We start from the raw sequence: 26,773 nt of genomic DNA on the forward strand, positions 1-26,773 counted from the left end.
TCTGGGCTTCACCGTCTAGCCCACACCGCCCGCATCACCTGCCAGGGGCGCCGGAAGAGCGGCTGCAGGAACTCGTGGCTCAGTCCCGTGCCCTCCCGAAGTGCCCACATGGTGCGCGCCACGGCCAGGCCATCCCGTCCGCTTAGGTAGGCCAACTGCCGCTCGGTTTCCAGGGCAAAGAAATGGCCGAAGAAATCCTGCAGCGTGGCTCCGTCGGCCCGCGCGATCAGCTCTCCACCGACCTGCCGCAGCACATATGCCAGGTTCCCGCCCAGCCGCCGCCCGTCCAGGGCATCGTCGGCGGCCTCCAGCGCATGCCCCAGCGAGTAACCCGTCGCGGGATTGATGAACCCCGCCGCGGCGCCAAACTTTCTTTCTTTATGACGCCGCCTCGTTCCCATCGGAATCGAAACCTGTTCTTCGCGGCTCACACTCTCCGGATCTAGCCCCATCCGCGCTATCCGTTCCGCCAGCCGATTCCGCAGAACGTCCAACACCTTCTGCTGCTCGACCGGATCGGCGGGGCAGTGGGTGGCAAGGATCGTCTCCTCATAGAGCCATCCCTCGCTTGTGCGCTGGATATAGCAAAAGCTCGGCGCAGCGTGTTGATCTTGAGCTTCCGCGCCTGTCCAATCCATAAAGACCGGCTGGGGGCGTGGGGCGTCACAACCAGAAAAGAACCACCCGACGGCCAGCTGCCACAGTGCGGCGTCGGTGCGCGGGGCGCCGGTGCAGTCAACGGCCGGGTGACCGTCGGGCACGTACTCGGCGACCACACGCACATCGCTCTCGCGTAGCGCCTTGACCACGGCGGCCTGATCCAGCATGCGGTACTCGAAGCCGAGGGTGCGACGCGTTGTGGGAAGCCCGGCGACAACCTCCAAGGGGGCAGGCGGGGTGAACAACGCATCAGCCCACGCGGGGATCTGCGTGGAGAACACACCATAGGTGCCCGGAAAGGGGGTAGCTCGGTTAAGATCCACCGCAGGGTCGTAGGCAACGACGGAGTAGCCGCGCTGAGCTGCGCGGATGGCTAGCAAAGCACCGGCCGGCCCCAGGCCTTTGAGGTGTAAGGTCTGGGGCACGGCAGGGGACTCCTTCGAGGCATCGATTGTGGTGCAGATTACGCTTGCTACCCCCGAATTTACATGACTGTATTTTGCTCATTGCTTTCTAAGACTGAGTAGCTACCTAAATAGACAAGCTAAGGGTATAAGTCTTTCCTAATCACAGGAGAGCAGGAACAAGCTTAGGGACAACTTGAAGGTTCGGGGGAAAGCCACAGCCATATGTAACGCAAACGCTGCAGGTCGCGATCCTAGTTTCTAACATAAACATTGTCCTGCTTGGTAGGAACATACCAACAAGGCGGGGCGATGATGAATGGGGGGAACGCGGGGACCCCGTCGACGACCAGACAGGCCAGCGACTCGACTTGGGGGTTCGAGCACCGCTGCGCCGGTGCATAAGGGGTGGGGCAGGTTGTCGACGGGGATGCTGATAGGCTTCTAGCTTGTGATTGTTACTAATGACCTCGAGGTTCGGGTGGGGGCCCGGACCCTGCTGAACGCCCCCGGGCAACACCTGCGAGTCCAACCCGGCGACCGTATCGGCCTGGTCGGGCGTAACGGCGCGGGGAAGACCACCACCATGCGCATCCTGGCCGGCGAAGGCGAGCCCTACGGTGGCACCGTCACCCGCAGCGGCGAGATGGGATACCTACCGCAGGATTCCAAGGAAGGCGATATCGAGCAGACCGCCCGCGACCGCGTGTTGTCTGCCCGTGGCTTGGATCGGATTCGCAGCTCCATGGAGCGTCAGCAGGAAATCATGGAGACCAGCGACAACCCCGGCCAGCGGGACGCCGCAATCCTGAAGTACAGCCGCCTGGAGGAAAAATACCACTCCCTGGGCGGCTACGAGGCCGACAGCGAGGCCGCGCAGATCTGCGACTCGCTGGGGTTGCCGGAACGCGTGCTAGATCAGCAGCTGAAGACCCTCTCGGGTGGTCAGCGTCGACGCGTGGAGCTGGCACAGATCCTCTTCGCCGCCACCGCCGGATCCGGCCGCTCCCAGACCACTTTGCTGCTGGACGAGCCGACTAACCACCTGGACGCGGACTCCATCACCTGGCTGCGTGGCTTTTTGGCCAAGCACGAGGGCGGGCTGATCATGATCAGCCACGACGTGGAGCTGCTGGACGACGTGTGCAACAAGATCTGGTTCCTCGACGCTGTACGTGGCGAGGCCGACGTCTACAACATGGGCTGGACCAAGTACAAGGACGCCCGAGCCACCGACGAGGCGCGCCGTCGCCGCGAGAAAGCAAATGCCGAGAAGAAGGCCAGCGCCCTGAGGCAGCAGGCCGAGAAGCTGGGAGCAAAGGCCACCAAGGCGAAGGCCGCCAAGCAGATGGCCGCCCGCGCAGAGAAGATGCTGGGCAACCTCGACGAGGTGCGGGTCGAAGACCGCGTGGCCAACATCAGCTTCCCGGAGCCCGCACCGTGTGGCAAGACCCCCATGAACGCCAAGGGACTGACGAAGATGTACGGCTCCCTGGAGGTCTTCGCCGGGGTGGATCTGGCCATCGACAAGGGCTCGCGCGTGGTCGTGCTCGGCTTTAACGGTGCGGGCAAGACCACGCTGCTGAAGCTGCTGGCCGGGGTGGAACGCACCGACGGCGAGGGCGGCATCGTCACCGGCCACGGTTTGAAAGTCGGTTACTTCGCGCAGGAGCACGACACGATCAACCCGGACAAGTCCGTCTGGGAAAACGCCATCGAGGCCTGCCCTGACGCCGGCGAACAGGACCTGCGCGGCCTGCTGGGCGCATTCATGTTCTCCGGCGAGCAGTTGGAGCAGCCCGCCGGCACGCTATCTGGCGGTGAAAAGACCCGCCTAGCATTGGCAACCCTCGTCAGTTCCCGCGCCAATGTGCTGCTGCTGGACGAGCCAACCAACAACCTGGATCCGCAGTCCCGCGAACAGGTCCTCGACGCACTGCGCACCTACACCGGCGCCGTTGTGCTGGTCACCCACGACCCAGGCGCGGTCAAGGCCCTGGAACCCGAGCGCGTAATCGTGCTGCCCGACGGGGTAGAGGACCTGTGGAATGACGAATACATGGAAATCGTCGAGCTGGCCTGACCGGTAGTCCTAGCCCTGCCGTCGACCCTAGCCCGCCATCCCCAGCGAGCTGCGGGAGTGCTCCACGAAGCGCCGCAGCAGCGAGTTCGCCGCCGCCGTATCTTGCCCCTCGAAGCGTGCGTAGGTTTCCGCGATCTCTTCAGGGTCGCAGTAGCCCTCGTCCTCGTAGAAGCTCAGGCGCCGAGTGATGCCCGCTGCGTCCATCTCGGGGTGGAATTGGCTGGTCCAGAAGTTCTCGCGATAGCGGTAGATCTGCACCGGGCAGGTCTCGCCGGTGGCCAGCAGCGTGGCTTCCTCCGGCACGCGCACCACCGAGTCCTTGTGCCCTGTCAGTGCGGTGAATCGGTCGGGGAGCGCACCTGTGATGGGGTCGATGCGTCCGGCGTCAGTTAGAGAAACCTCGCTGGTGCCCGCCGATTCCGAGTACGTGCTGTTGACCTCGCCGTCCAGGTAGTGCGCCAGCATGGAGGTGCCGTAGCAGGTGGAGAAGATGCCGAAGCGCTGCCTTTCGGTCTCGACCTGGATGAAGTCGACCAGCTTCTGCGAGATTTCCTCCTGCCACTCCGCTTCGACCGGCCGGGTGATGGTAAACGGCGAGCCGCCGATGAATACGCCCTCCACGCCGTCGAAACTGCCGAGATCCGCCCCCGGGTTATCCAGGGGGCGCTGTTCCAGCTCGGCGGGGGTGAGGCCGCTGTAGCTGAGGAAGTCGGCGTATTCCGCGGCGAGCACCTCGGCTCCGCTGCGGGGGCATAGCAGTACGAAAGTCACATTCGTTACTGTAATAGACCGCTTGGTCTATTTCCTATTTTTTGACGCCCCCGCGTGCCAACTTTCCCAACAATTCCTTCGCGCTGTCGATCTTCTTCTGCTCGAATCCCCGCACCCCGTCCGCGGCGCCCGCCAGCTCAGCCAACTGTGCCACCTGCTCGGGCGTGCGCAGTTGCCGGGCTTGGCGCAGAATCTCTGCGCGGTAGGTGCGCACCAACTCGCGCTCCAGCTTGCGCACCTCCGCGTAGCCGAACACGTCCAGGCGCGTACCGCGCAGGCGCTTGGCCTTCGCCAGCGCGCCCAGCACCGGGCGCATCCGGGGACCCAGCCCGATCTTCCGGTTCAGCCCCAGAGCCCGCAGCAGCGGCGGCTGGAACTGCACGGTAACCTGCGCATCTCCCTGTGCCTCGGCGAAGCCGGGGTCGAGGGCCAGGCGGGCGACCTCGTACTCGTCCTTGTAGGCCGACAGCTTGTGCAGCCCGGTGGCGAAGCTCCGGGTGAGCTCAGCCGGCCCGTCAGGGTTCACCCGGCGCTCGTGGGCGTACACCGCGCGCACGTCGGTCAGATAGCTCTCGGCATCCTGGTCGGAGCCCCAGCGCTCCATCTCATCAAAGAACACCGCAACCTCGTCCACCAGGCTCGGCTCCAGCACCTTTTCGATGCGCGCCCGGGTGTGGGACTGTGGCTCAACCTCCATGTACTGGGCATAGTCGGGCTCCACACCCAGCAGCTCGATGATTGCCTCCGGTCGGCTGACCAGCTGACGGCCACGACGGAAGGCCTGGATGTTCGCACCCGCCTTCTTGCCATTGATCCGCAGCGCCTTTTCAATGGATTCCGGGGTGACCGGCAGGGCACCGGCCTGCACCGCAGCACCCACCAGCAGCAGGATCTGGAAGGTCGATTCGCCGAAGAGCTTGCTGGAGACGCGGATGGCGTCCGTGATAATCGCGCGGCGCGCAGCCTGCCCCAGCGCACCTGCGATCTGCACGCCGTCCGGGCGGGTCGCGGTGACGTCCGTGCACATCTGCCCGGTAGGAGTCGCGGAGTTCGACAGCACCGCAGTCGTGCGCTGTGCGTTCAGCACCGAGGTGCTGGGGTCCTCCGCGCCGGTCACGCCGTCCAGCGCGATCAACAAATCTGCGCCGCCCTGTGGAACGGTTCCCGTGTGCTGGCCGATCTTCTTGGAAATCCGCAGGTCGGAGACCACAGACCCGCCCTTCTGCGCCAGTCCCGTCATGTCCGTGCCGCGCACCGCAAGTCCGTCCAGGTGCGCGGCGGTGGCGATCACCGCTGAGGCAGTCATCACGCCCGTGCCGCCGACACCCGAGATGCGTATGTTCCACGGGCGCGCGCCGTCGAGGTCGCAGGCGGGGGCGGGGTCAAGCATGTCGGCGTCAATATCCGACACACGGCGTACCACGTCGGTCGCAACAACGGTCGTGAACGCCGGGCAGTCACCGGACAGGCACGAACGGTCGACGTTGCAGCTCGTCTGGTCGACGCGCGTTTTGCGGCCGAACTGGGTGTCTACGGGCTGCAGCGACAGGCAGCCGGACTTTTCGCCGCAGTCGCCGCACCCCTCGCAGATGCGCTCGTTAATGACGATCTTCTCGGCCGGACGGGCGCGCTTCTTGCGGTTGCGCGCGCGGCGCTTCTCGGCGGCGCACTCCTGGTCGTGAATCAGCACGGAGATTCCCTCCATGCCTTCCAGTTCCTTTTGCACCTGCGCCAGCTCCTCGCGCGGGCGCACCTGCACGCCTGACTTTGCCAGCGCCTTGCGGGTACGGCGCACATCGTCGCTGGTCACGACGATCCTGGCTGGGTTCTCGGCCCGCACCATGTCAACCAGCCCCGCCAGGCTCGGCTGCCCGACAGGATCCTGGCCACCGGTCATCGCCACCGTGCCGTTGTGCAGTAGCTTGAGGGTCGCATTTACTTTGGACGCCACCATCGCCCGCAGAGCCAAAGATCCCGAATGCAGGAAGGTTCCGTCGCCCATGTTCTGCACGAAGTGCTCTTCAGTGACAAAGCGGTGCATGCCGATCCAGTGGGCACCTTCGCCGCCCATTTGCGCGGTGCCCATCACCTTGCCCACGCGCTTGTCGTCCATCATCATCACCATGGCGTGGCAGCCGATTCCCGCCCCGACCAGCGTGTCCTCGTCCGCACGGGTTGATAGGTTGTGCGGGCAGCCGGAGCAGAAGTGGGGAATACGGTTCGGCACGGCCAGGGGAAGGGCAATGCGCGTCGGGCCGGTTTCTAGCCCCGCAACCTCGATTCCCTCGGCGCGCAGCAGCCGCGGCAGCTGCTTGAGGGGATCATTGACGTGCTCGATGCGCGGGCGGACCGGCAGGTCGTACAGGCATGCGCGCACGGATTCCACGAGGTGGGTACCCAATTCCTCGGCCACGACCAGCACATCCAGGCCAGCGCAGAAGCTCTCGAGCTCCTGCGGATCCAGTGGGTAAGTCATCGCCAGCTGCAAAATTCGCACCTGCGCGTCGCCCACGACCTCCGCTACTTCCAGGGACGTATTGCCGGCGCAGATCACGCCCACCCGGTCGCCTTCTTGGGCGTGCCACCAGCGGTTGAGCTGGTGTTCGCGGGAGTACTCCAGGGCGCGCTCCAGGCGCTCGCCGACGCGTGTGTCATCCAAGTCCAGCAGTCGCTTGCCCAGCAGGCGCGCCTCGGGCACGTGCTTCCCGCCGCGCTCCACACCGCGCGGGGTCGTTGCCTCCCGGATGGCCTCCAGGTCGACGCTGGCCGAGCCGTCGGCGACGGGCGTGGTGATCCGCAGCGCGGTCCACAGCCCGCTGTAACGCGACATCCATGCGGCGTGCGCGCCAAGGCGCAGGATATCTCCCGCATCCACCGGAACCAGCGTGGGTAGCCCGAGGTCAGCCAGAATGCGCCCCGAGGCCGAGGGAATAGTGGAGGACTTCGCAGTCGGATCGTCGCCCACGAAGGCCACCGCGCCTCCCGTTCCGCTGGTGCCGGTCATGTTGGCGTGGCGAAACGCATCCGCTGCGCGATCCAGACCCGGTGCCTTGCCGTACCAGTAGCCGACCACGCCGTCGACTCCTTCTTTTGCCGTCGCTCGGTCAGTCATCTGCGAACCTGCGACGGCAGTGACGCCTAACTCTTCATTGACGGCAGGGAAGTGCTGGACATCAAATTCCTCCAGCAGCGATCCCCGGCGTCCCAGTTCTAGGTCGTATCCACCCAGGGGAGAGCCCTCGTACCCGGACACGAAGCTGGAGGTTTTCAGGCCCATCGCCCGATCCGCTTCCGCGCGATCCAGTACCACGCGAACCAGCGCTTGGATGCCTGTCAGGTGAACGTTCCCGGACTTCTCCCGGTAGCGCGACTGGGTGTAGTCGGGGAGGCCCTGTTCGGTGGGAGTCGTAGTGGGGATGAAGGTGGAGGTCATCGCTGCTCATCCTTTCGTCTATTCCGTCAATGTGTGGTTTGAATCACAATAGGTTGAGACAACAGGCACTGAAAGCAACCTCGGGAAAATATTTCACAAAGCAAAGCTTTTTTAGAATTACAGCCAGGAAATTAGGCCAATGGCTTAATGTCTTACCCATGCGGCAATAGATTTGGCTGCGAAAGTATGTGTCTTTTTAGCAATAGGCCTGTGGCGTCACTAAGAAGGGAAGAACGATGAAGGACCTCGACAGAACAGACATCGAGTTATGCAGGCTCCTCAGCGAAAGTCCCAAGGCCGGGATGCGAGAGTACGCGCGCGCACTCGGGGTGGCCCGCGCGACGGTCAGTAGCCGCATAGAAAAGCTGGTGGAAAGGGGAGTGATCGGCAGCTTTGCACCCCACTTCGATCCGGCCGCCCTGGGCTTCCCTTTAGGCGCCTTCGTGCATGTCACGCTAGATCAGCGAACGCTCACCCGCGCGACGCAGGAATTCTTGAAGATCCCCTGGATCACCGAGGCACACTCGATCGCTGGCCCTTACGATCTGTCGTGCCGAGTGGTGGCGCGCGACCACGAACACCTGGAACAGATCACGCTGCAGCTGCAGGAGGTCGACGGGGTGCAGCGGACCAGGACGGAAATCATCCTGCGTTCCCGCATCCCGCCGCGGCACGATCAGCTGCTGGATGCCCTAGCGGACCTGGGCGGCCTCTAGCGCGGCCTTGACCTGCTTGGCGGAAAGATCGGTGGCGATCGTCGCGGTTTCCGGCTGCCCCGCGATGTAGCGGCAGATGGTCCAACCGTTGGTGTACTCCGGTTCCAGGACATCCATGGGTCGGTCAGCCACTTTCAAGTCGTAGGGGCGGCCCTCCCAATCGGCCGGCGCGTTGAACTCGCCGGTGCGGAAGGTAAATGGCTCGCTACCGTCTGTGGGGTGAGCCTGTGCCATCGCTTTGTAGTAGTAGCGGTGGTCAGTGTTCGTAGCATCCCCGTTGTCGTTATGGGTCGACACACGCGAGATCCACACCCCGCCCACACGGACCGGAGCAAAACGCAGCCAGCCATTCGCCCAAGCCTTGCCCAAAATGCGCAGCCTCCCGCGGCGCTTCGTTGCACTGTACAATGCGATCCCCACCATCAAAAGGCCGATCGCTCCCAACACCGCACCAATAACCAGCGGTTGCGTGCTGCCACGGGTGGCCAGAAAACCGCCGAATGCGGCCAGCGCCAACCCGACGACAAGCACAACAATCTGTACCGCGCTGAAACCGGCGGAGTTGCCCGCCACCGGCATGCGCCCATTGCTGGACAGGGCGGCATTGATGGCAGCGGATCCGGCAGGCAGCGAACAGCGTTCGTCGAACGTGCCCACTTCCTCGCCATAGGCCAACCCGTCGGCCGGGTCGTCGATGATCACGGAGGAGCGACCGTACCTGAAGATATCTGCCACGCTAATTCCTGTAGCCGTGTAGGGGTGCGGGGATGAAGCCACCGCGGTTAATAAACTCCGCGCTGCTGGCCGAGTTCACGCCGATGACCGGCGCGTAGCCTAGCAGCCCACCGAAGTCTACATTGTCGCCGACCTTGGTACCGGCGGCCGGGATCACGCGCACGGCGGTGGTCTTATGGTTCATCACACCAATGGCGGCCTCGTCGGCGATCATGCCAGCAATGGACTCTGCCGGGGTGTCGCCCGGGATGGCGATCATATCCAGGCCGACGGAACAGATAGCCGTCATGGCCTCCAACTTGTCGATACTGATCGCGCCAGAACGCACCGCATCAATCATCCCCTTGTCCTCCGAGACTGGGATGAAGGAACCAGACAGGCCACCGACGCGCGAGCACGCCATCATCCCGCCCTTCTTTACCGCGTCGTTGAGCAGCGCCAGGGCAGCGGTGGTGCCGTGGGTGCCCACCTGCCCCAGACCCATGTGCTCCAGGATGTGCGCCACGGAATCGCCCAGCTCCGCGGTCGGCGCCAGCGACAAGTCCACGATCCCGAAGGGCACGCCCAGTCGTTGCGCGGCCATCACGCCGACCAGCTGGCCGGTGCGGGTGATCTTGAACGCCGCGCGCTTGATCTCCTCGGAGACCTCGTTCAGCGTCGCCCCTTCCATCTCGGCGACCGCCCTGTCGACCACGCCCGGACCAGACACGCCAACGTTGATCACGCAGTCCTGTTCCTCCACGCCGTGGTAGGCGCCCGCCATAAACGGGTTGTCGGAGACAGAGTTGGCGAAAACAACGAGCTTCGCGCAAGCCAGAGTGCCGCCCGGGCCATAGGTGGAACAGTCCTTGATGACCTGCCCCATCTCCCGCACGGCGTTCATGTTGATGCCCGCCTTCGAGCTGCCGACATTCACCGACGAGCACACCACATCGGTCTCGTTCAGCGCCTCGGGCAGCGAACGGATCAGATCCAGCTCGCCGCGGGTGGCTCCCTTGTCCACCAGCGCGGAGTAACCACCGATGAAGTTAACCCCCACCTCAGTCGCCGCGCGGTTCAGCGCTTCGGCGATCCGCACCGGGTTGCCCTCCACTGCGGAGGCGAGGATTCCCACCGGGGTCACCGAAATACGCTTGTTGACGATCGGGATCCCCAGCTCCCTTTCGATCCCTTGACACACCGGCACGAGGTTGCGCGAGTAGTCGACCACTCGCTCGTACACCGCCTCCGCGGTGGCTTCCATCGTTTCCCGTATACACGGCATCAGATTGATGCCCATTGTCACCGTTCGGATGTCGAGGCGGTATTTCTCGATCATCTCGATGGTCTCGAGGATGTCGTTGCTCTGATTAGTGACGCCACGCCGTGGATTCATGCCTTATACCCCCGGCCCCTTATACATCGTGCATGGCGGAGAAGATGGCCTCCGACTGCACGCGGATAACTAGCTTTTCCTGCTTCTCGACCTCCGCCATGCGATCCTGCACGTCGGCGATGCCGAACTTCGCATCGTCGATGCGCACGTGCAGGATCATGGTGAAGTAGTCGTCCATGATGGTCTGGGAGACGTTGAGGATATTGACGTCCAATTCAGCCAGGGCAGTGGACACGGCGGCGATAATTCCGGTGTGATCCAGCCCGGTCACAGTCATGATTGCGATCATGAACTATATGCTACTCACCGGGCCAGACACCCTAGTGCCCGGGGGAACGCAAGGAGTTCTCTACGAAATCCAGTGCGTCGGACAGCCCCAGCGTTCCCTGTTGTTGCGCCAACCGACCGAGCACGCCTTCCAAAACCAGTTCCAGGGTCTGGGCGATCGTTTCCACGTCGACGTCCGCCCGTATTCGACCGCTGGCGCGCTGCTCCTGCAGGCGGGTGCGCACCGTGTCCCGCAGCGCCAACTGATCTAGCTCCCACTTGGCGGCAAAGCAGGGGTCCATATTCACTCGACGGGTGATCTCGACCCGCATTCCCCACCAATCAGTCAAGTCATCTGACTGGACTAGGGTTCGAATTGCGCCGATAAGCCCTTCGTCGGCAGCCAGTTTCGCCATCTTGCGCATGTCTTCGTGCGCCACCGCTAGAAACAGTTGATCCTTGTTCCGGTAGTGGTGGAAGATCGCACCTCGCGACTTTCCGATCGTTTCTTCCAGGCGCGCGACGGTGGCTCCGTCGTAGCCAAAGGTGGCAAAGCAGTGGCGGGCTCCGGTGAGGATCTCAACCTTGCGTTCTGCCAGGTCTGTCTCGCTTACTTTGGGCATTCTTTTCTAAACCTCTAGTGCTGTAGGGGCGAAAAAGCGGTGACCCGCGCGCTCTTCTGGTCGAAGAGTGCGCCGATCACCGCTCTATGCGTAAGGAGTTAATCCTTACTTGCCGGACATCATGTTGCGCAGAACGAACTGCAGGATGCCGCCGTTGCGGTAGTAGTCTGCCTCACCGGGGGTATCGATGCGGGTCACGGCGTCGAACTCAATCTTCTCACCGTTCTCCTTGGTAGCAGTCACCTTAACGGTCTTCGGGGTGGAGCCGTTGTTGAGCTCCTCGATGCCCTCGATGTCGAAGGTCTCGGTGCCCTCGATGCCCAGGGACTTCCAGGACTCACCCTCCGGGAACTGCAGCGGCACAACACCCATACCGATCAGGTTGGAGCGGTGGATGCGCTCGAAGGACTCGGCGATAACGGCCTTCACGCCCAGCAGCAGGGTGCCCTTGGCAGCCCAGTCGCGGGAGGAACCGGTGCCGTACTCCTTACCACCCAGAACGACCAGCGGAGTGTTCTCCTTCTGGTAGTTCATCGCAGCGTCGTAGATGAAGGACTGCGGGCCACCCTCCTGGGTGAAGTCGCGGGTGTAGCCACCGGAAACGCCGTCCAGCAGCTGGTTCTGCAGGCGGATGTTCGCGAAGGTACCGCGAACCATTACCTCGTGGTTACCACGACGTGCGCCCAGGGAGTTGTAGTCCTTGCGCTCAACACCGTTGGCATCCAGGTACTGAGCGGCCGGGGTGCCCGGCTTAATGGTGGATGCGGGGGAGATGTGGTCGGTGGTCACGGAGTCGCCCAACAAAGCCAGGACGCGTGCGCCCTTGACGTCGTTGACAGCCTCCGGCTCCTTGCTCATGCCGTCGAAGTACGGAGCCTTGCGGATGTAGGTAGAGCTCGGGTCCCAAGCGAAGGTTTTGCCGGACGGCGCCTCCAGGGAGCGCCAGCGCTCGTCACCCTCGAAGACATTGGCGTAGTCCTCGGTGTACAGGTCCTTGGTGATGGAGGAAGCGATAACGTCCTCGATGTCCTGGGTGGACGGCCAGATGTCCTTCAGGAAGACGTCGTTGCCGTCCTGGTCCTGGCCCAGCGGCTGGGTCTCGAAGTCGAAGTCCATGGTGCCGGCGATGGCGTAGGCGATAACCAGGATCGGGGAAGCCAAGTAGTTCATCTTGACGTCCGGGTTGATGCGACCCTCGAAGTTACGGTTACCGGACAGCACAGCGGTGGCAGCCAGGTCGCCCTCGTTGATGCCTGCGGAGATCTCCTCCGGCAGCGGACCGGAGTTACCGATACAGGTGGTGCAGCCGTAGCCGACCAGGTAGAAGCCCATGGCCTCCAGGTCCTTCCACAGGCCCGCCTTCTCGTAGTAGCCGTTAACAACCTGGGAGCCCGGCGCCATGGAGGTCTTAACCCACGGAGCGGACTTCAGGCCCTTGGCAGCAGCGTTGCGTGCCAGCAGGCCAGCGCCGACCATGACGGACGGGTTGGAGGTGTTGGTGCAGGAGGTGATGGACGCGATGGCGACCATGCCGTGGTCCAGCTCGATGTCCTCGCCGTTGTAGTTGACGGTGACCGGGTTGGACGGGCGACCTTCTGCGCCAGCAGCTGCGGACAGGACGTTGCCCTTAGCGTCTGCAGCGGATGCCGGTGCGTCGGCAGGCTGGGAAGAGGTGTTCTCGGTAGCCGGACCCTCTGCGTCGAATTCCGGGGTAGCAGCGGATGCGTCGGCGTCGATGTAGTTGTGCAGATCCTTGCGGAACTGTGCCTTGGCGTCGGTCAGTTCGATGCGATCCTGCGGGCGCTTCGGGCCAGCGATGGACGGAACGACGGTGGACAGGTCCAGCTCCAGGTACTCGGAGTACTCTGCCTCGTTCTCCGGATCCAGCCACATGCCCTGAGCCTTGGCGTAAGCCTCGACGCGGTCCAGGGTCTCCTGGTCGCGGCCGGTCAGCTCCAGGTACTTCACGGTCTCTTCGTCGATCGGGAACATAGCCGCGGTGGAGCCGAACTCCGGGGACATGTTGCCGATGGTGGCGCGGTTAGCCAGAGGCAGCTCTGCAACACCCTTGCCGTAGAACTCTACGAACTTGCCGACCACGCCGTGCTGGCGCAGCATGTCGGTGATGGTCAGAACGACGTCGGTGGAGGTCACGCCCGGCTGGATCTCGCCGGTCAGCTTGAAGCCGACAACGCGCGGGATCAGCATGGAGATCGGCTGGCCGAGCATTGCAGCCTCAGCCTCAATGCCGCCGACACCCCAGCCCAGGATGCCCAGGCCGTTTTCCATGGTGGTGTGAGAGTCGGTACCAACACAGGTATCCGGGTATGCCAGACCGTTGTTGTCGAAGACGGAGCGTGCCAGGTACTCGATGTTCACCTGGTGGACAATGCCGGTTCCCGGAGGAACAACGCGGAAGTTCTCGAACGCGCCGGTGCCCCAACGCAGGAACTTGTAGCGCTCGTCGTTGCGCTGGTACTCGATCTCAACGTTCTTCTCCAGAGCATCGGCGTTGCCGAATGCCTCGATGATGACGGAGTGGTCGATGACCATCTCGGCCGGGTTCAGCGGGTTCACGTCGTCTGCGTCGCCGCCCAGTGCCACAACCGCATCGCGGATGGTAGCCAGGTCAACAATGCAGGCCACGCCGGTGAAGTCCTGCATGATGACGCGGGCCGGGGTGAACTGGATCTCGAAGTTGGGCTCTGCGGAAGGATCCCAGTTGGCGATGGCCTCGATGTGCTCGCGAGTGATGTTCTTACCATCCTCGTTGCGCAGCAGGTTCTCGCCGAGAACCTTCAGGGAGTAGGGAAGCTTCTCCATTCCCGGCACAGCGTTCAGAGCGAAGTAGTCGTAGGACTTCTCGCCGACCTCCAGCTTGCTCTTGGAATTGAAGGAGTTGATGCTTTCAGCCACAGTGAGCTCCTTTAATCTCTTCTCTTAGTCGTTGTTTCGTCGTCGATGTGGTCGCCGCGACGCACAGCGTTTATGTGCGCCGGAGGCTCTGCTTACCATTGTGGCAGCATTCTTCCCGCGACGTCACGCCAAATTTTAACAGTACGTTCGTTCTGCTGCGAATCCTGGACTTTTAAGCGTGTCGCCAGCACCCCCACCCCTCTTTCGGTGCTAAAACATCCCCATGACAGATTCGCCTTCGCCCCACGCCTCGGACGTCACCGCGCAGCTCATTGCTTCTTTTAATGACGCCCCAGTCTATGTGGCCGAAGGTTTCCCCACCGAGGTTGAATCCGGAACCGCCGGGCTATCCAAAGAACTGAAAGAAATCGTGGAGGCGGCGACCAGGGGAGAGTCGGCGTCCAAAATAGGCAACTTAAAGATCGGCTACATCAACAACGATGGCCCGATGCACAACAGCCTGCGCGACATTGCGCAGAAGATCCTCGATCAGACAAATGCGGACACGGTCATCCTGAAGTCCCCGAATCAAGCAACGGCTGTGTCGGAGAATCTGCCACGTTTTGCGATTGAATCCAACGCGAAGATTCTTTACGGCGCAAACAGTAATCCTGGCGCAACGCAAGAGTTCCTTCAGCAAGCAACGAGCTACGAGGCACCCACGGGGCTGGCCAACATTGGAGTGCTTCTAGCGCTGCTCGTTGCGGCCTTAATCACTTCGTTATTTAACCTGCGAAACAAGCGTGCTTAGATAACGTTTTAAAAAGGTCAAGCCTGAGTGCTTGACCTTTCTTTATGTCAAGTTTAAAGATTTGAGTGCACCTCACGTTAGGTGCAACAAGACACGCCGACGCGTTAACAAATGTGACATAAATCACATTAAATTCTTTTCTCTTACTCTTTGCAGGTCAAGGCATTTGCCGTTACTTATGTGACTATTGCGATTCGTGAGATTCGTGGTGAAAAAGTTTACGGCCTTGACTGAAGTGGCCTAGGGTTCCGTATGTCAACTTTTGAAACGAGTTGATCTCGAAGTGAATCTTGAGAGAACACTCGACGGGACCTGTACTGATCGCATGGGGAAGTGCGGCCAGCAGGACCGAGGGTTTCACTCGCTTCAAAGCCAGTTGTAAACATTCAGGAGAATCGATCGTGACACCACGACCTACAAGCCGTAAGCGCACGGTGTTGGCCGTTGCAGTAACCGCCGGTGTGACGCTGCAGTCCACGACCCTCGCGGCTCACGCCGACGACGACAAGCGCAGTGTAGAAAGCTTCCTGGCCGATCTTGTCGGCCAGGTTTCTCGTGCAAAGACCCAGGTTTCCAACATGGAGACCCTCATGGGATCCCTGCGTGAGGATGCGAACAAGGCTCGCGTTGATCTGACGAAGAGCCAGGACCAGGCGCAAAAGGCGCAGAACAAGGTCGTTGATGCTCGTGGCCGTCTCAAGAGCTCCGATTCCGCGGTATCCAAGGCGCAAGCCAAGCTGAACGACATTGCACGATCCGCTTACGCACAGGGCGGGGATGCATCGCCGATCAACCTTGCGGCCAGCGGCTCGGATGCTGTGGGCGACACGCTCGATCGTTCCTCCTACATTCAGGCTGCGGCCAAAAAGCAGCAGGGCGAAGTAGACCGCCTGGATTTGGCACGCACCCAGAATGCCAACGAGGAGTCCTCGCTGCGCGATTCACGCGACAAGGCGAACTCCGCTGTCGGCGATGCGGTGAAGAAGTACAACACCGCTCGCGATACTCTGCGGGATTCCCAACAGAAGCTCTCCGACAAGCAGGCTGAGTACAAGCGACTGCTCGACGAGAAGAAGAAGACAGAGAAGGCTCTGCGCGACGCCCGCGCTGCAGTCGAGGCCTTCACCAAGAAGAACCCGGAGGCTTCCAGCTGGGATAAGCGTAAGGTCGCCGAAAAGGCAGCTGAGAAGGTTGGCGCCTCTGTAGACAACACCACTGTAGACAACACTGACGCCACGCCGACCGAAGAAACGACCCCGGCGGACAAGGCTCCGGAGACCACGTCGGAGACCACTACCGAGGCTCCGAAGGCTACTGAAACCAACGAGTCCACCGAGCCGACCAACGATTCTCCAGCACCGCAGGGTTCCCTGGGCAACCCCGCAGCCCTGCCCGAACTGCCGGCGGAGCTGCGCAGCTCCTACGACCAGAACGTCGGCGGAGACAACCAGCGCCAGTCTGCGATCGACGGCCTAGCGAAGGCTGCTCAGTCCGCCGCGATGGCTGGCTTCAACACCGCGCTGTCCGGCAACCCGGAGGGTGCACTGGATGCTGCCGCTCGCGCAGGTCGGGAAACCGCAGGCAAGGAATACGACCGCGCAATGGGGCGGGTTACCAACGTGGATAACCCAATTGAGGCACCGGAGACCCCCGCAGCCGAAGCTCCCGAAACCCCGGAGGCAGAAACTCCTGCCAACCCGGCTGATGTCCTCACTCAGGCCCTCGATCCGAACGCCCCGGACACCTCCGGCACGGCGGAAGAAAAGATCGAGCGCGTGATCAAGCGCGCAGAGAGCCAGCTCGGCCTGCCCTACGCCTGGGGTGGCGGCAACTTCTACGGCCCAACGAAGGGCATCCGCGACGGCGGCGTGGCCGACGCACACGGCGACTACAACAAGGTCGGCTTCGACTGCTCTGGTCTGATGATGTACGCCTTCTACGGTGTCGGCTTCAAGCTGGATCACTACAGCGGTTACCAGTACACCGCCGGCAAGCAAGTTCCGTCCTCGGAGGCCAAGCGCGGTGACATGCTGTTCTGGCCGGGTCACGTTGCCCTGTACCTGGGCGACGGCAAGATGATCGAGGCCCCGCAGTCCGGCGATGTCGTGAAGATTTCCGACGTTCGCTGGGGCGGCATGCAGCCTATGGCTGTCCGAATGATCGAGTGATCCCCCCTAGCGCAGCAACTCCCGCTGCGCATAATCCACAGCCACCATCCGGGCAGTACGCACTGCCCGGAGCATTGGCATGAGATGGGGGTCTAGGCTCGCTCCAACCTCGGATCGCCGGGTGACCTCCACAATCGCCGCCACCTGATCCGCCCTGGCCATCAGCTTCGCCGCGCGGCTGGGCACCCCGGGTGGCATCCCGGGCAGTCCGAACGCGTCATCGAGCGCCCCCACGGCCAGTTCTGCCCGCTGGAACGCCGCCGCACCACGGGGAACATGGCCCGCGGATTTCACCATGGCCGTCGCCCGGTCGGCCGCCTCCCGCAGCAGCTGATCCGCCTCGCCGGGAGAGTACACCGGCAGGGGCGGAGTCGCTCCTTCTATCTGATCCCAGGACCAGCTGACCAGGTGGGCGTCGATAACCTTGGGGCTAAGCACGTGACTCACCAAGGGATCGCGATCTGCCACGATGAGTGACGCCCCCTCGGTCCCCACCGGCAGCAGTGGCGGGTCGCCGGGGCCAGACAGCATCAGTTGGATCAGGGGGCGCTCATTCACCCCGATTGCTGCCTCATCGGTCACGGCCCGCACCTGGCCAAGAAGTTCCACCAGGCCACCACCGTCGGGTTCCAGGCGATGGTGTTTACCCTGCGTGGCGTGGAAGGCATCGATCACTTCGTCGGCGCCGATGAGGCCGTGCAGCCACCAGGCCAACCATAGGGAAGTGTTCTGCACGGGCGACCATAGTTGCGCCCCAAGCCACGTCGGTACCGGATCAGTCATTTTTCCTAGCCTAAGCTGGTTGGCCATGAGCTTCAATTACGGTGACATCATGAAGGGCCACTCCCGCAACCACAAGCCCAGCTTCCCGCGCGTCACGCCGGAGCTGGGAATGGTGGTCGAGGTCATCGCCGATGACTTCGTCGGCGCGGTCGTGGGTGGGGAGAAGACGGCCGACGGCGATTTCATCCGGTTGGAGGACCGCTACGGAAAGACCCGGCTTTTCAAGCTCCGCGAAGGCGCCTTCCTACTCGAAGGCAAGCCTATTACCTTGACTCGCTACGTAGATCCCAGGATGCTTCCGCCGAAGCAGCGCACGTCGAACTCCGGCTCGCGTCGCGTGGAAGGAGTGCAGGCGAAGGTTGCCGCCCCCTCGCGCATCTGGGTGGAAGGCATCCACGACGCTGCGATCGTCGAACAAGTCTGGGGGCATGACTTGCGGGTGGAAGGTGTGGTGGTCGAGTACCTAGAGGGTCTCGACAATCTGCCGGAGCGCCTGGCCGAGTTTCAGCCTTCCGCAACCCGTCGCGTCGGCGTACTCGCCGATCACCTCGTGGAGGGGACGAAGGAAGCGCGCCTAACCGAATCCCTCGGGCCACACGTGATGGTCACCGGGCACCCATACATCGATATTTGGGAGGCTGTAAAGCCCAGCAGCGTGGGCATCCGCGAATGGCCGAAGATCCCCCGCGGCATCGATTGGAAGACAGGCGTGTGCCAGGAGCTCGGCTGGGGCAGCCCGCAAGACGGATGGCGCCGCGTCGCCCGGGCGGCCAAGACTTTCCGCGACCTAGATTCCACGCTGATCGGCGCAGTAGAACGGCTCATCGATTTCGTGACTGTTCCGGCGGAGTACTGAAGTAACCATTAGGGTCTTAAACATGGGTCCGATCATTTGGTTAATCGCAGCCGGATTATTATTCCTCGGCGAGCTCCTGGTAGCCGACATGTCTTTGTTGATGCTGGGCACCGCAGCGGCCATTACCGCCGGCGTAGCGGTGGTGGATATTCCCGTATGGGCCGAGATCCTGGTGTTCGGCGTAGCTTCCGTCGCACTGATCCTGGCCATTCGCCCCATGCTGCGCAGGCGGCTGCTTAAGAACAGCCAAGAACATAAGTTCGACGATTCCGAGCTGGCAGGCAAGCGCGCTGAGGTTATCGAACCCGTCTCCGACCAAGCGCAGAGCGGCGGCATGGTGCGGGTCGCCGGCGAGCTGTGGTCCGCCCGTTCCGCCAACCCCGGGGACACGTACTCCGCGGGGGAGTCGGTACAGGTGCTAAGCATCGACGGCACGACGGCGGTCGTGTGGAAAAACAAATAGTAGTAAGGACTCTTAGAGAATGAACTTCACAATTTTCCTGGTGATCCTTCTGGTCATCATCGCAACGATAATCATCAAGATGGTTGCCCTGATCCCGCAGGGTGAAGCTGCGGTCATCGAACGCTTGGGTACCTATACCCGCACTGTTTCTGGTGGTTTGACGCTGCTAGTTCCCTTCGTCGACCGTATCCGCGACAAAGTCGATACCCGTGAGCAGGTCGTGAGCTTCCCACCTCAGGCCGTTATTACCCAGGACAACCTGACGGTCGCCATCGACACGGTGGTGACCTTCCAGATCAACGACCCTGCACGCGCGATCTACGGCGTGAACAACTACATCGTGGGTGTGGAGCAGATCTCCGTCGCCACGCTGCGCGACGTGGTCGGTGGTATGACGCTAGAAGAAACCCTGACTTCCCGTGAAATCATTAATCGTCGCCTCCGTGGCGAGCTGGACGCTGCCACCACCAAGTGGGGTCTGCGTATTTCCCGCGTGGAGCTGAAGGCCATCGATCCGCCGGCATCCATCCAGCAGTCGATGGAGATGCAGATGAAGGCCGACCGTGAGAAGCGCGCGATGATTCTCACTGCAGAAGGCCGCCGCGAGTCCGACATCAAGACCGCCGAGGGTGAAAAGCAGGCCCGCATCCTCTCCGCAGAAGGTGAGAAGCACGCCCACATTCTGGCCGCAGAGGCCGAGCGTCAGGCCGCAATTCTGCGCGCCGAAGGTAACCGTGCCGCCAAGTACATCGAGGCACAGGGTGAGGCGAAGGCAATCCAAAAGGTCAACGCAGCCATCAAATCTGCACAGGTCACCCCGGAGGTCCTGGCCTACCAGTACCTGGAGAAGTTGCCGGAGATGGCCAAGGGCTCTGCAAACAAGACCTGGATGATCCCGATGCAGTTCGGCGATTCGCTAGAGCAGTTCGCCAAGGCTCTGGCAAAAAAGGACGAGGAAGGCGTATTCCGCTACGAGCCGAAGCCGGTGGACGAAGCCACCCGCGAACAGGCCAACGAATCCAGTTCCGCCGACTGGTTCAGCACCGCGTCCTCTCCGGAGATTGCCGAGGCTGTTGCCGCCGCCAACGCCGTGGCCAACAAGCCGGTGGACGAAACGCCGGAACAGCCGGTCAACGAGAACAACCCGTACAACCAGGGTTAATCCCGCAGCTGATCCGCCCTGGCCAACATATGCACGGCCAGGGTCCACCCGGCCTGCTCCGCGTGCCAGCCAGCTGCTGCCAGGCGCTGGCTCATCGCCTGCTTGCTGATTCCCACGATCTCCGCGGCCTCGGCCTGCAAGTGGCCCGCGCGCAGTAGGGCAGTGGCCTCCCGCCCTTCCTTCGTACGGCGCGCCAGCACATGCGCCAGCAGTGTGAAAGCCGCCGCAATGTCTTGAGCTACCTCCGCCGCCAGCCCCGGCGCAATAACGCCGCCTGGTCCGGGCTTCTCGATTCGCACCGACACCGCCCCCGCACGCTGCGACCGGGCAACCGCGCGCGTGGCCGCGCCGATAGCTTCTTCCGTGGAAGACGGGGCGTCCCCCTCAAGATCCGCAACCACCGTGCCAATGCCGAGCGCGAAGTCACCCGCCTGCAGCAGCGACAACACCAGTCCGCCGGCCTCGTCGGGGCCGGGAGCGATGCACACGAATTCCTCGATGCCCTTCATCTCCACAGAGTCGACCATCGACGATTGCTCGAGTGCCGCGGCAACGTCGCGCACGTACTCTCCACGACGCTGAGAACGGCCCCTATATGCGGCATACACGGCAAACATAGGTATTAACTTACTTCATTGACTTTGCTGAGCTGACGCCAGAGTCGGATCTCATTGGCCGCCAGTGCGAAGCCGATGCACACCACCACAACGCTGAAGAGCAAGACCCACGGCTGACCTCCCGTGGCCAGCGCGTCGGAAGCCATGGCGGTCGCTATTGTGTTCGGTGCGGAGCCAAGCACGGTAGCCGCGACATAGGGCACGAAAGGGATGCGGCTGAGCCCGCAGGCGTAATTCAACAGGGAGAAGGGGATCGCGGGGACCATACGCAGCCCCAGCACGGCGATCCACCCGCGCTCCGAGATTCTTTCCTGCAGCAGCTGAATGCGCTTATCGTTGCGTGTCTTCTTTTCCACCCACGAGCCGCCCACGGCGTGCACCAGCACCAGCGACAGCGCCCCCGAAGCGCCCACGCCTATCAGCGCAAGGGCTGATCCCAGCAGCGGGCCGAACATCACTCCCGCCGCAATGGTCCAGATGGTTCGGGGCAGGGGTAGCTGCGTAAACCCGATCATCAGTGCAAGGTAAGTCAGTGGGGCCCATGCGCCGGTGGAGTCTACCCAGGATCGGATGTCACTCACCGCTGGCTTGGGCACAAAATAAACGAAAGCGACCAGCAGGATCGGAACTGCAACACTGAGGAATCGATACCTCAGCTTCAACCCCCACCACGTGCTGAATGCACGGGCAACAAAGCGTGGGATCTTCATGTTGTGTCCGGAGGGGGACTTGAACCCCCACGTCCGTTAATAGGACACTAGCACCTCAAGCTAGCGCGTCTGCCATTCCGCCACCCGGACAAGGTAAGGCGCGCACCACATGTGTGGTGGCAACTGAGGCCACTTTAATGCCAAGGCGGGGATTTACACAAATACCCAGGTCACACCCAGGTAGTTGTGCCAGCATAAGCACTTCAGTGCGGTGGGGAAACACTTTGACTAGCGTGGTGCTATGTCCGAAAACAATGCACAACACCAGCCCACTTACATCGACGATCGCTTCCCCGGGCCCGACCCCTACGCGCCACTGACGGATCTGCCTCCGCTAGAGGTCACCAGCGAAACTTTCGCCGACGGCGATCGCCTGCCGGAGGATCAGCTGGGCGGCAACGATGTATCGCCCCAGCTGAGCTGGTCTCCGGGTCCGGAGGGCACCAAGACGTACGCGGTTACCTGTTTTGATCCGGACGCCCCTACGGCCAGCGGCTACTGGCACTGGGCAGTCTTTAACATTCCCGCCGATGTAACCTCCCTGCCACTCGGCGCGGGCAACGAAGATCTCAGCGGCCTGCCCGAGGGTGCGGTGGCGCTGCGTGGAGATAGCCGCTCCTGGGGCTACTACGGCGCGAACCCGCCGGCCGGCCACGGCCCACACCGCTACCTGTTCGCGGTGCACGCGGTGGGCGAGGAGCTGGAGATCGGCGACCGCCAGACCCCCACCGTCCTGGGCTTTAACCTGAATTTCAAGGCCACCGCCCGTGGCATCATCTGGGGTTGGGCGGAGAACTAGCTCTCAATCCACGGCAACCCGCTGCCCACGGCCTGCGAAATATTCTGCAGGCCGTGGGCTTTCACCTGCGCGGCCAGCCCTTGGTGGATCTCTCGGATCCAGTCCGGGCCGCCGTAGATGAAGGGGGTGTAGCCCTGGATCAGGCTGGCCCCGGCGCAAATCCGCTCCCATGCCGCGCGCGGGGAGTCGATTCCGCCCACTCCGATCAAAACCAGCTTGCCGTCGGCACGGGCAGCCAGGCGACGCAGCACCTCCAACGCCCGGGCGGCGACAGGCGCACCAGAGATTCCACCGGCGCCCATGACAGCCACCTCATGTGCTGGGGTCTTCAACCCCTCCCGGCTGATGGTGGTGTTCGTCGCGATCAGGCCGGTCACTCCCATGTCGATGGCCAGGTCGCAGACCTTGTCGATGTCTTCGTCGCTGAGGTCTGGCGCGATCTTCACGAACAGTGGCTTGGAGCTTTCCTCCTGCACGGCCCGGATGATCGGCCGCAGCGATTCCACCGCTTGCAGGTCGCGTAGCCCGGGCGTGTTGGGGGAGGAGACGTTGATCACCAGGTAGTCGGCAACGTCGCCGATGGCTTTGGCGGACTCTCGGTAATCCCTATCGGCAATATCCGCCGCGACGATTTTGGACTTGCCCAGGTTCGCGCCCACCGGGATGTCGGTATTGCGCTTGCGCAGTCGCATGGCCGCCGCGCGCGAGCCCTCGTTGTTGAATCCCATGCGATTGAGGATCGCCTTGTCCTGCGGAAGACGGAACAGTCGCGGTGTGGGGTTACCCGGCTGCGCCAGTGCAGTCACCGTGCCGATCTCGGCGAAACCGAAGCCGATGGGACCCCAGGCGTCCACCTCCTTGGCATCCTTGTCGAAGCCCGCGGCGAGTCCCAGCGGGCGGGGGAAGGTTAGCCCTGCGATCTGCTGGCTCAGCACCTCGTCGTGTACGACCAGCGCGCCATCCAGTGCAGACAGCGCCGCGCGCGAGCCCGCCACCTGCTGTAGCCCCTGGGACATCAGCCCGTGGATACGCTCCGGGCGCAGGGTAAACATTCCCTTTAGCGCTACCTGGTACGCGCCGTGGCGAATCTTTTTCAACATTCTTGCTCCCTTATTTCGATCCCGCTGTGTTAGTCGGCTGTGTTAGTCGTTAGTCCCGCTTCACGGGGTAGTCTTCCGCGGGCTTGTCCTTCATCGATGCGATGTCCTTGTCCACGCTGTCGGCGCTGTAGACGTTGACCTTTCCATCCTCCGTCACCAGTACTAGGGCACCATTGGCTGCGTCGCACACCCAGCGCAGCTTGCCGGGCACCTCCGTGTGCGCAGCCTTTACCGGCGCGCCCGAGTCGATGCGGTAGGCCTCCAGGCTGTTCGCGGCGGTCGAGGCCACCCACGCCAGCTTCCGCTTCGCATCCCACGTCACGCCCCAGGGCGAATCCTCGGTCGGCGCTGCCTGGTGCAGGCGCACCACGTCGTTCATGGTGTAGATCAACATCTGCCCCTGGCGGGCGTCGCTGGCTACGACCACGCCGTCGTCCCCACGGCCAGAGGCAACCTGCCCCACACCCTGGCCAATACGCAACGCGGCGTTCAGCGAACCATCGTTGACGTTGACGTCGCTGATGCTGGTCTGTCCCCGGTCGATCAACGCTGCACGCTGATCGCGATCCCGGGGCTTGACTAGCACGGCCTGGTCCAGGCTGCGGCTCACGATCTCGCTGCCAGTCTCCTTGCCATCCTTGTCGTAGAAGCGGGCTTTATCCTCACCCGCCTTGCCCAGCACGGCCTTGCCATTATCCAAGAAGGTCACGGTGGTCACCTTGCCCTCGACGTCCAGGCGACGAGTTTCCTTGCCGTCCGTCCCCAGCTCAATAGCCTTGTCCTGGCAGGCCACCGCCACACCCTGAGCTGTGGTGGTAATGCTGTCGCAGGAATCGTCGATGTCTACCTGGCGTGGCTTGTCTTTGGGATTAGTGGCGTCAATAAAGTGCACCTTGCCCTGGGTAAGCACCGCAACCAGATTGGCGCCCGGCGCGTTCTCGTCGGCGGACAGCCCCACGCGCGCGGCTCCCAACGCGGGCTTGCCCAGGTCGAGCTGTTCGCCCGGCCCCTGCGACGAGGTGGGGGAATCCTTGGGCTGAGCCGGATCGCCGGCCACGGGCCCGTCGTTGGGGGAATCATCGGATCCACAGGCGGACAAAGCCCCTACGGCCAGGCCGGCCGCGACGATGCAGGAAAGAGTACGACTAAAGCGATTGACGTGCACGTTCACAAGCCCTAACGCTACCAGCCCGGCCATGTCACACCCGCAAGGCGGGGCGGAAGGACTAGGCTTTGTGCCCATGACTACAGACATGACTTGGGCGCAGACGATTATCCTGTCCCTCATCCAGGGCCTGACGGAGTTCCTCCCCGTATCGTCGTCCGGCCACCTGCGCATCTTCTCCACCCTGTTGTGGGGCGAGGATGCCGGTGCATCGTTCACGGCCGTTATCCAGCTGGGCACGGAGCTGGCGGTGCTGGTGTTCTTCGCTAAGGACATCTGGAACATTGCCAGCGCTTGGTGCCGTGGCGTGTGGGAAGGCCTCACCGACCTGACTGGTAAGCACGGCCGCCGCGTGCACCGGGATCGCTTCGATTACCGCATGGGTTGGATGGTTATCGTCGGCACGCTGCCCGTCGCCGTCCTGGGCTACCTGGGCAAGGATCTAATCCGCGATAACCTGCGCAACCTCTGGATCACCGCCACCATGCTGGTGCTGTTCTCCTTCGTCTTCATCCTCGCTGAGCGCATGGGCCGCCGCGAGCGCAGCTTCGACCAGCTGACCATGCGCGATTCGGTGATCATGGGCTTTGCTCAGTGCCTGGCGCTGATCCCGGGAGTCTCCCGCTCCGGAGGCACGGTCTCGGCCGGTCTGTTCCTCAACCTGGATCGCGAGGTCGCCACCCGTTACTCGTTCCTGCTCGCCATCCCTGCGGTGCTGGCCTCGGGGCTTTTCTCTCTTCCGGACGCCTTTAGCCCCGAAGCCGGTCAGGCCGCCTCGGGCGCTCAGTTGTTCGTGGGTACGGCAATTGCCTTTGCCGTGGGCTATGCGTCGATTGCCTGGTTGCTGAAGTTCGTGGCCAACCACTCCTTCGCCTGGTTCGCGCTGTGGCGGATCCCGCTGGGCCTGGCGGTCATGGGTCTACTCGCATTCGAAGTACTGCAGGCTTAGAATCTGAACCCATGCACTCTTGGCCCGAACCGGAAGTCCCTCAGCTGCCGGGTGAAGCCCTGCAGCTTCGCCTGTACGACACCGCCGATGACGCGCTGAAGCCCGTTGACCTTGCGGGAGACGAAGTGGGGATGTATGTCTGCGGCATCACCCCCTACGATTCGACGCACCTGGGCCACGCCGCTACCTACCTGACGTTCGACCTGATCCACCGTTACCTGCGTTCGGCAGGTGTGGGCGTGCACTATGTGCAGAACATCACGGACGTCGACGACCCGTTGTTTGAGCGCGCAGAGCGCGACGGGGTGGACTGGCAGGATCTGGGCAGCAGCCAGATCGACCTTTTCCGCTCCGACATGGAGGACCTGGCGGTGATCCCGCCGCGCGAGTACGTCGGGGCAATGGAGTCCATCGAAGAGGTCATCGAGATGGTGGGCACGCTGTTGGACGTCGGCGCCGCCTACCAACTGGAAGGCGACGAATACCCGGATATCTACGCCGACCACACCTTCCTGCCCCAATTCGGCTACGAGTCCCGCTATAACGAGCAGGAAATGGCCAAGTTCTTCGCCGAACGTGGCGGAGACCCCGAGCGCCCCGGCAAGCGCCACGCCCTGGACGCACTGCTGTGGCGGGCCCACCGCGACGGCGAGCCGAAGTGGGAATCCCCGTTCGGGCCCGGCCGTCCCGGCTGGCACATCGAGTGCTCGGCCATTGCCGTCAACCGCCTGGGCGCGCCCTTCGCAATCCAGGGTGGCGGCAGCGACCTGCGCTTCCCGCACCACGAATTCTCCGCCACCCACGCCGAGGCCGCCCACGGGGTGGATCGCATGGCGCAGCACTATGTGCACACCGGCATGATTGGCCTGGATGGCACGAAGATGAGCAAGTCCCTGGGCAACCTGGTGTTCGTCTCCAAACTCACGGCCGCCGGCCATGAGCCGTCCGCCATCCGATTGGGCGTGTACGCAGGCCATTACCGCCAGGACCGCGACTGGGCCGACGAGGTGCTGTCCGCGGCCGAGCAGCGCCTGGCTAACTGGCGGGACGCCCTGGCTGCCGGTGGCACCACCGTCGAACAGGCCCGGGAGCTCATCACCACGGTCCGCGGCCACCTGGCCTGTGACCTCGACACACCCAGCGCCTTGGAGGCAATCGACCACTGGGCCGCAGCCACCGAACCTGGGGCTGCGGGGGAGGAGGCTGCGGCGTCCGAAATAAAAACCGCAATCGATGCGCTGTTGGGCGTGCGCCTCTAGCTTCCACA

Annotated in this window: 23 protein-coding genes and 1 tRNA gene; 10 read left to right on the top strand and 14 right to left on the bottom strand. The window is 62.8% G+C overall.

Translation table 11 applies throughout. The annotated features are described in order from the left end of the window. Positions 1 to 8: 8 nt before the first annotated feature. On the bottom strand, positions 9 to 1,085 hold the full coding sequence (locus CRD15_RS09035; RefSeq protein WP_187402373.1) for a lycopene cyclase family protein: 1,077 nt from the start codon (positions 1,083 to 1,085) through the stop codon (positions 9 to 11). Positions 1,086 to 1,515: 430 nt separating this feature from the next. Here CRD15_RS09035 and CRD15_RS09040 point away from each other — a divergent pair, with 430 nt between their 5' ends. Then, positions 1,516 to 3,147, top strand: coding sequence for an ABC-F family ATP-binding cassette domain-containing protein (locus tag CRD15_RS09040; RefSeq protein WP_034967924.1), 1,632 nt, complete (start codon positions 1,516 to 1,518; stop codon positions 3,145 to 3,147). Positions 3,148 to 3,174: 27 nt separating this feature from the next. Here the strand turns inward: CRD15_RS09040 and CRD15_RS09045 are convergent, their stop codons facing one another. Together CRD15_RS09045 and CRD15_RS09050 are read right to left on the bottom strand one after the other, a co-directional pair. Next, positions 3,175 to 3,918 carry a glutamine amidotransferase gene (locus tag CRD15_RS09045; RefSeq protein ID WP_034967919.1) on the bottom strand — a complete coding sequence of 248 codons (744 nt, stop codon included), beginning with the start codon at positions 3,916 to 3,918 and terminating at the stop codon, positions 3,175 to 3,177. A 34-nt stretch (positions 3,919 to 3,952) separates the two neighbouring features. Beyond that, entirely contained in the window at positions 3,953 to 7,351 is a 3,399-nt protein-coding gene (locus CRD15_RS09050; RefSeq protein WP_043015171.1) for an indolepyruvate ferredoxin oxidoreductase family protein, read from the bottom strand. Positions 7,352 to 7,587: 236 nt separating this feature from the next. Between CRD15_RS09050 and CRD15_RS09055 the strand changes: the two genes are divergently transcribed. Further along, a complete protein-coding gene (locus CRD15_RS09055; protein ID WP_034967912.1) occupies positions 7,588 to 8,067 on the top strand; it encodes an Lrp/AsnC family transcriptional regulator in 480 nt (159 codons plus the stop codon). Here CRD15_RS09055 and CRD15_RS09060 read toward each other — a convergent pair. From CRD15_RS09060 to CRD15_RS09080, 5 genes are all read right to left on the bottom strand, one after another. Further along, a complete protein-coding gene (locus CRD15_RS09060; RefSeq protein WP_043015170.1) occupies positions 8,044 to 8,802 on the bottom strand; it encodes a hypothetical protein in 759 nt (252 codons plus the stop codon). The genes CRD15_RS09055 and CRD15_RS09060 overlap by 24 nt on opposite strands. A 1-nt stretch (position 8,803) precedes the next feature. Further along, positions 8,804 to 10,177 (bottom strand): PFL family protein, encoded by a 1,374-nt coding sequence (locus tag CRD15_RS09065; protein ID WP_034967902.1) that lies wholly within the window; start codon positions 10,175 to 10,177, stop codon positions 8,804 to 8,806. 19 nt (positions 10,178 to 10,196) lie between these two features. Next, positions 10,197 to 10,466 (bottom strand): ACT domain-containing protein, encoded by a 270-nt coding sequence (locus CRD15_RS09070; protein WP_034967899.1) that lies wholly within the window; start codon positions 10,464 to 10,466, stop codon positions 10,197 to 10,199. A gap of 31 nt (positions 10,467 to 10,497) precedes the next feature. Then, positions 10,498 to 11,067, bottom strand: a complete 570-nt coding sequence (locus tag CRD15_RS09075) for a TetR/AcrR family transcriptional regulator (RefSeq protein WP_034967895.1) — start codon at positions 11,065 to 11,067, stop codon at positions 10,498 to 10,500. A gap of 105 nt (positions 11,068 to 11,172) precedes the next feature. Continuing rightward, a complete protein-coding gene (locus CRD15_RS09080) occupies positions 11,173 to 13,983 on the bottom strand; it encodes an aconitate hydratase (protein WP_034967892.1) in 2,811 nt (936 codons plus the stop codon). A gap of 223 nt (positions 13,984 to 14,206) precedes the next feature. Between CRD15_RS09080 and CRD15_RS09085 the strand changes: the two genes are divergently transcribed. Continuing rightward, positions 14,207 to 14,734 (top strand): DUF6676 family protein, encoded by a 528-nt coding sequence (locus tag CRD15_RS09085; RefSeq protein ID WP_034981940.1) that lies wholly within the window; start codon positions 14,207 to 14,209, stop codon positions 14,732 to 14,734. A gap of 401 nt (positions 14,735 to 15,135) precedes the next feature. After that, on the top strand, positions 15,136 to 16,902 hold the full coding sequence (locus CRD15_RS10160; RefSeq protein ID WP_287861813.1) for a DIP1281 family NlpC/P60 protein: 1,767 nt from the start codon (positions 15,136 to 15,138) through the stop codon (positions 16,900 to 16,902). 6 nt (positions 16,903 to 16,908) lie between these two features. Here CRD15_RS10160 and CRD15_RS09095 read toward each other — a convergent pair whose 3' ends face one another. Continuing rightward, complete coding sequence (locus tag CRD15_RS09095) at positions 16,909 to 17,685, bottom strand: hypothetical protein (protein ID WP_187402374.1); 777 nt, start codon at positions 17,683 to 17,685, stop codon at positions 16,909 to 16,911. A gap of 25 nt (positions 17,686 to 17,710) precedes the next feature. Here CRD15_RS09095 and CRD15_RS09100 point away from each other — a divergent pair, with 25 nt between their 5' ends. From CRD15_RS09100 to CRD15_RS09110, 3 genes are read left to right on the top strand one after another with little or no spacing between them, the layout of a single operon-like run. Further along, positions 17,711 to 18,541 carry a DUF3097 domain-containing protein gene (locus CRD15_RS09100; RefSeq protein ID WP_034967876.1) on the top strand — a complete coding sequence of 277 codons (831 nt, stop codon included), beginning with the start codon at positions 17,711 to 17,713 and terminating at the stop codon, positions 18,539 to 18,541. 22 nt (positions 18,542 to 18,563) lie between these two features. After that, positions 18,564 to 19,004: an NfeD family protein gene (locus tag CRD15_RS09105; RefSeq protein ID WP_034967871.1), complete on the top strand. Its 441-nt coding sequence runs from the start codon at positions 18,564 to 18,566 to the stop codon at positions 19,002 to 19,004. A 19-nt stretch (positions 19,005 to 19,023) separates the two neighbouring features. Further along, positions 19,024 to 20,166 (top strand): SPFH domain-containing protein, encoded by a 1,143-nt coding sequence (locus CRD15_RS09110; protein ID WP_034974369.1) that lies wholly within the window; start codon positions 19,024 to 19,026, stop codon positions 20,164 to 20,166. Here the strand turns inward: CRD15_RS09110 and CRD15_RS09115 are convergent. From CRD15_RS09115 to CRD15_RS09125, 3 genes are all read right to left on the bottom strand, one after another. Next, the gene (locus CRD15_RS09115) at positions 20,163 to 20,783 is read right to left on the bottom strand and encodes a hypothetical protein (protein ID WP_034967864.1); all 621 of its coding nucleotides are present in this window, start codon (positions 20,781 to 20,783) and stop codon (positions 20,163 to 20,165) included. The two genes, CRD15_RS09110 and CRD15_RS09115, sit on opposite strands and share 4 nt — an antisense overlap. 5 nt (positions 20,784 to 20,788) lie before the next feature. Beyond that, a complete protein-coding gene (locus CRD15_RS09120; protein ID WP_237744443.1) occupies positions 20,789 to 21,364 on the bottom strand; it encodes a TVP38/TMEM64 family protein in 576 nt (191 codons plus the stop codon). Positions 21,365 to 21,497: 133 nt separating this feature from the next. Further along, positions 21,498 to 21,583 (bottom strand) — tRNA-Leu (locus CRD15_RS09125). A 151-nt stretch (positions 21,584 to 21,734) separates the two neighbouring features. Between CRD15_RS09125 and CRD15_RS09130 the strand changes: the two genes are divergently transcribed. Further along, positions 21,735 to 22,292 carry a YbhB/YbcL family Raf kinase inhibitor-like protein gene (locus CRD15_RS09130; RefSeq protein ID WP_034974368.1) on the top strand — a complete coding sequence of 186 codons (558 nt, stop codon included), beginning with the start codon at positions 21,735 to 21,737 and terminating at the stop codon, positions 22,290 to 22,292. Here CRD15_RS09130 and CRD15_RS09135 read toward each other — a convergent pair. Together CRD15_RS09135 and CRD15_RS09140 are read right to left on the bottom strand one after the other, a co-directional pair. Beyond that, complete coding sequence (locus CRD15_RS09135; RefSeq protein WP_034981938.1) at positions 22,289 to 23,392, bottom strand: quinone-dependent dihydroorotate dehydrogenase; 1,104 nt, start codon at positions 23,390 to 23,392, stop codon at positions 22,289 to 22,291. The two genes, CRD15_RS09130 and CRD15_RS09135, sit on opposite strands and share 4 nt — an antisense overlap. A gap of 49 nt (positions 23,393 to 23,441) precedes the next feature. Continuing rightward, on the bottom strand, positions 23,442 to 24,563 hold the full coding sequence (locus tag CRD15_RS09140; protein WP_237744629.1) for a hypothetical protein: 1,122 nt from the start codon (positions 24,561 to 24,563) through the stop codon (positions 23,442 to 23,444). 70 nt (positions 24,564 to 24,633) lie between these two features. Between CRD15_RS09140 and CRD15_RS09145 the strand changes: the two genes are divergently transcribed. Beyond that, the gene (locus tag CRD15_RS09145; protein WP_034967846.1) at positions 24,634 to 25,506 is read left to right on the top strand and encodes an undecaprenyl-diphosphate phosphatase; all 873 of its coding nucleotides are present in this window, start codon (positions 24,634 to 24,636) and stop codon (positions 25,504 to 25,506) included. Positions 25,507 to 25,517: 11 nt separating this feature from the next. Beyond that, on the top strand, positions 25,518 to 26,765 hold the full coding sequence (mshC, locus tag CRD15_RS09150) for a cysteine--1-D-myo-inosityl 2-amino-2-deoxy-alpha-D-glucopyranoside ligase (RefSeq protein WP_187402375.1): 1,248 nt from the start codon (positions 25,518 to 25,520) through the stop codon (positions 26,763 to 26,765). Positions 26,766 to 26,773 lie beyond the last annotated feature (8 nt).

It is taken from the genome of Corynebacterium sp. LK28, from assembly GCF_014335105.1.
GTDB classification, from domain to species: domain Bacteria; phylum Actinomycetota; class Actinomycetes; order Mycobacteriales; family Mycobacteriaceae; genus Corynebacterium; species Corynebacterium macclintockiae.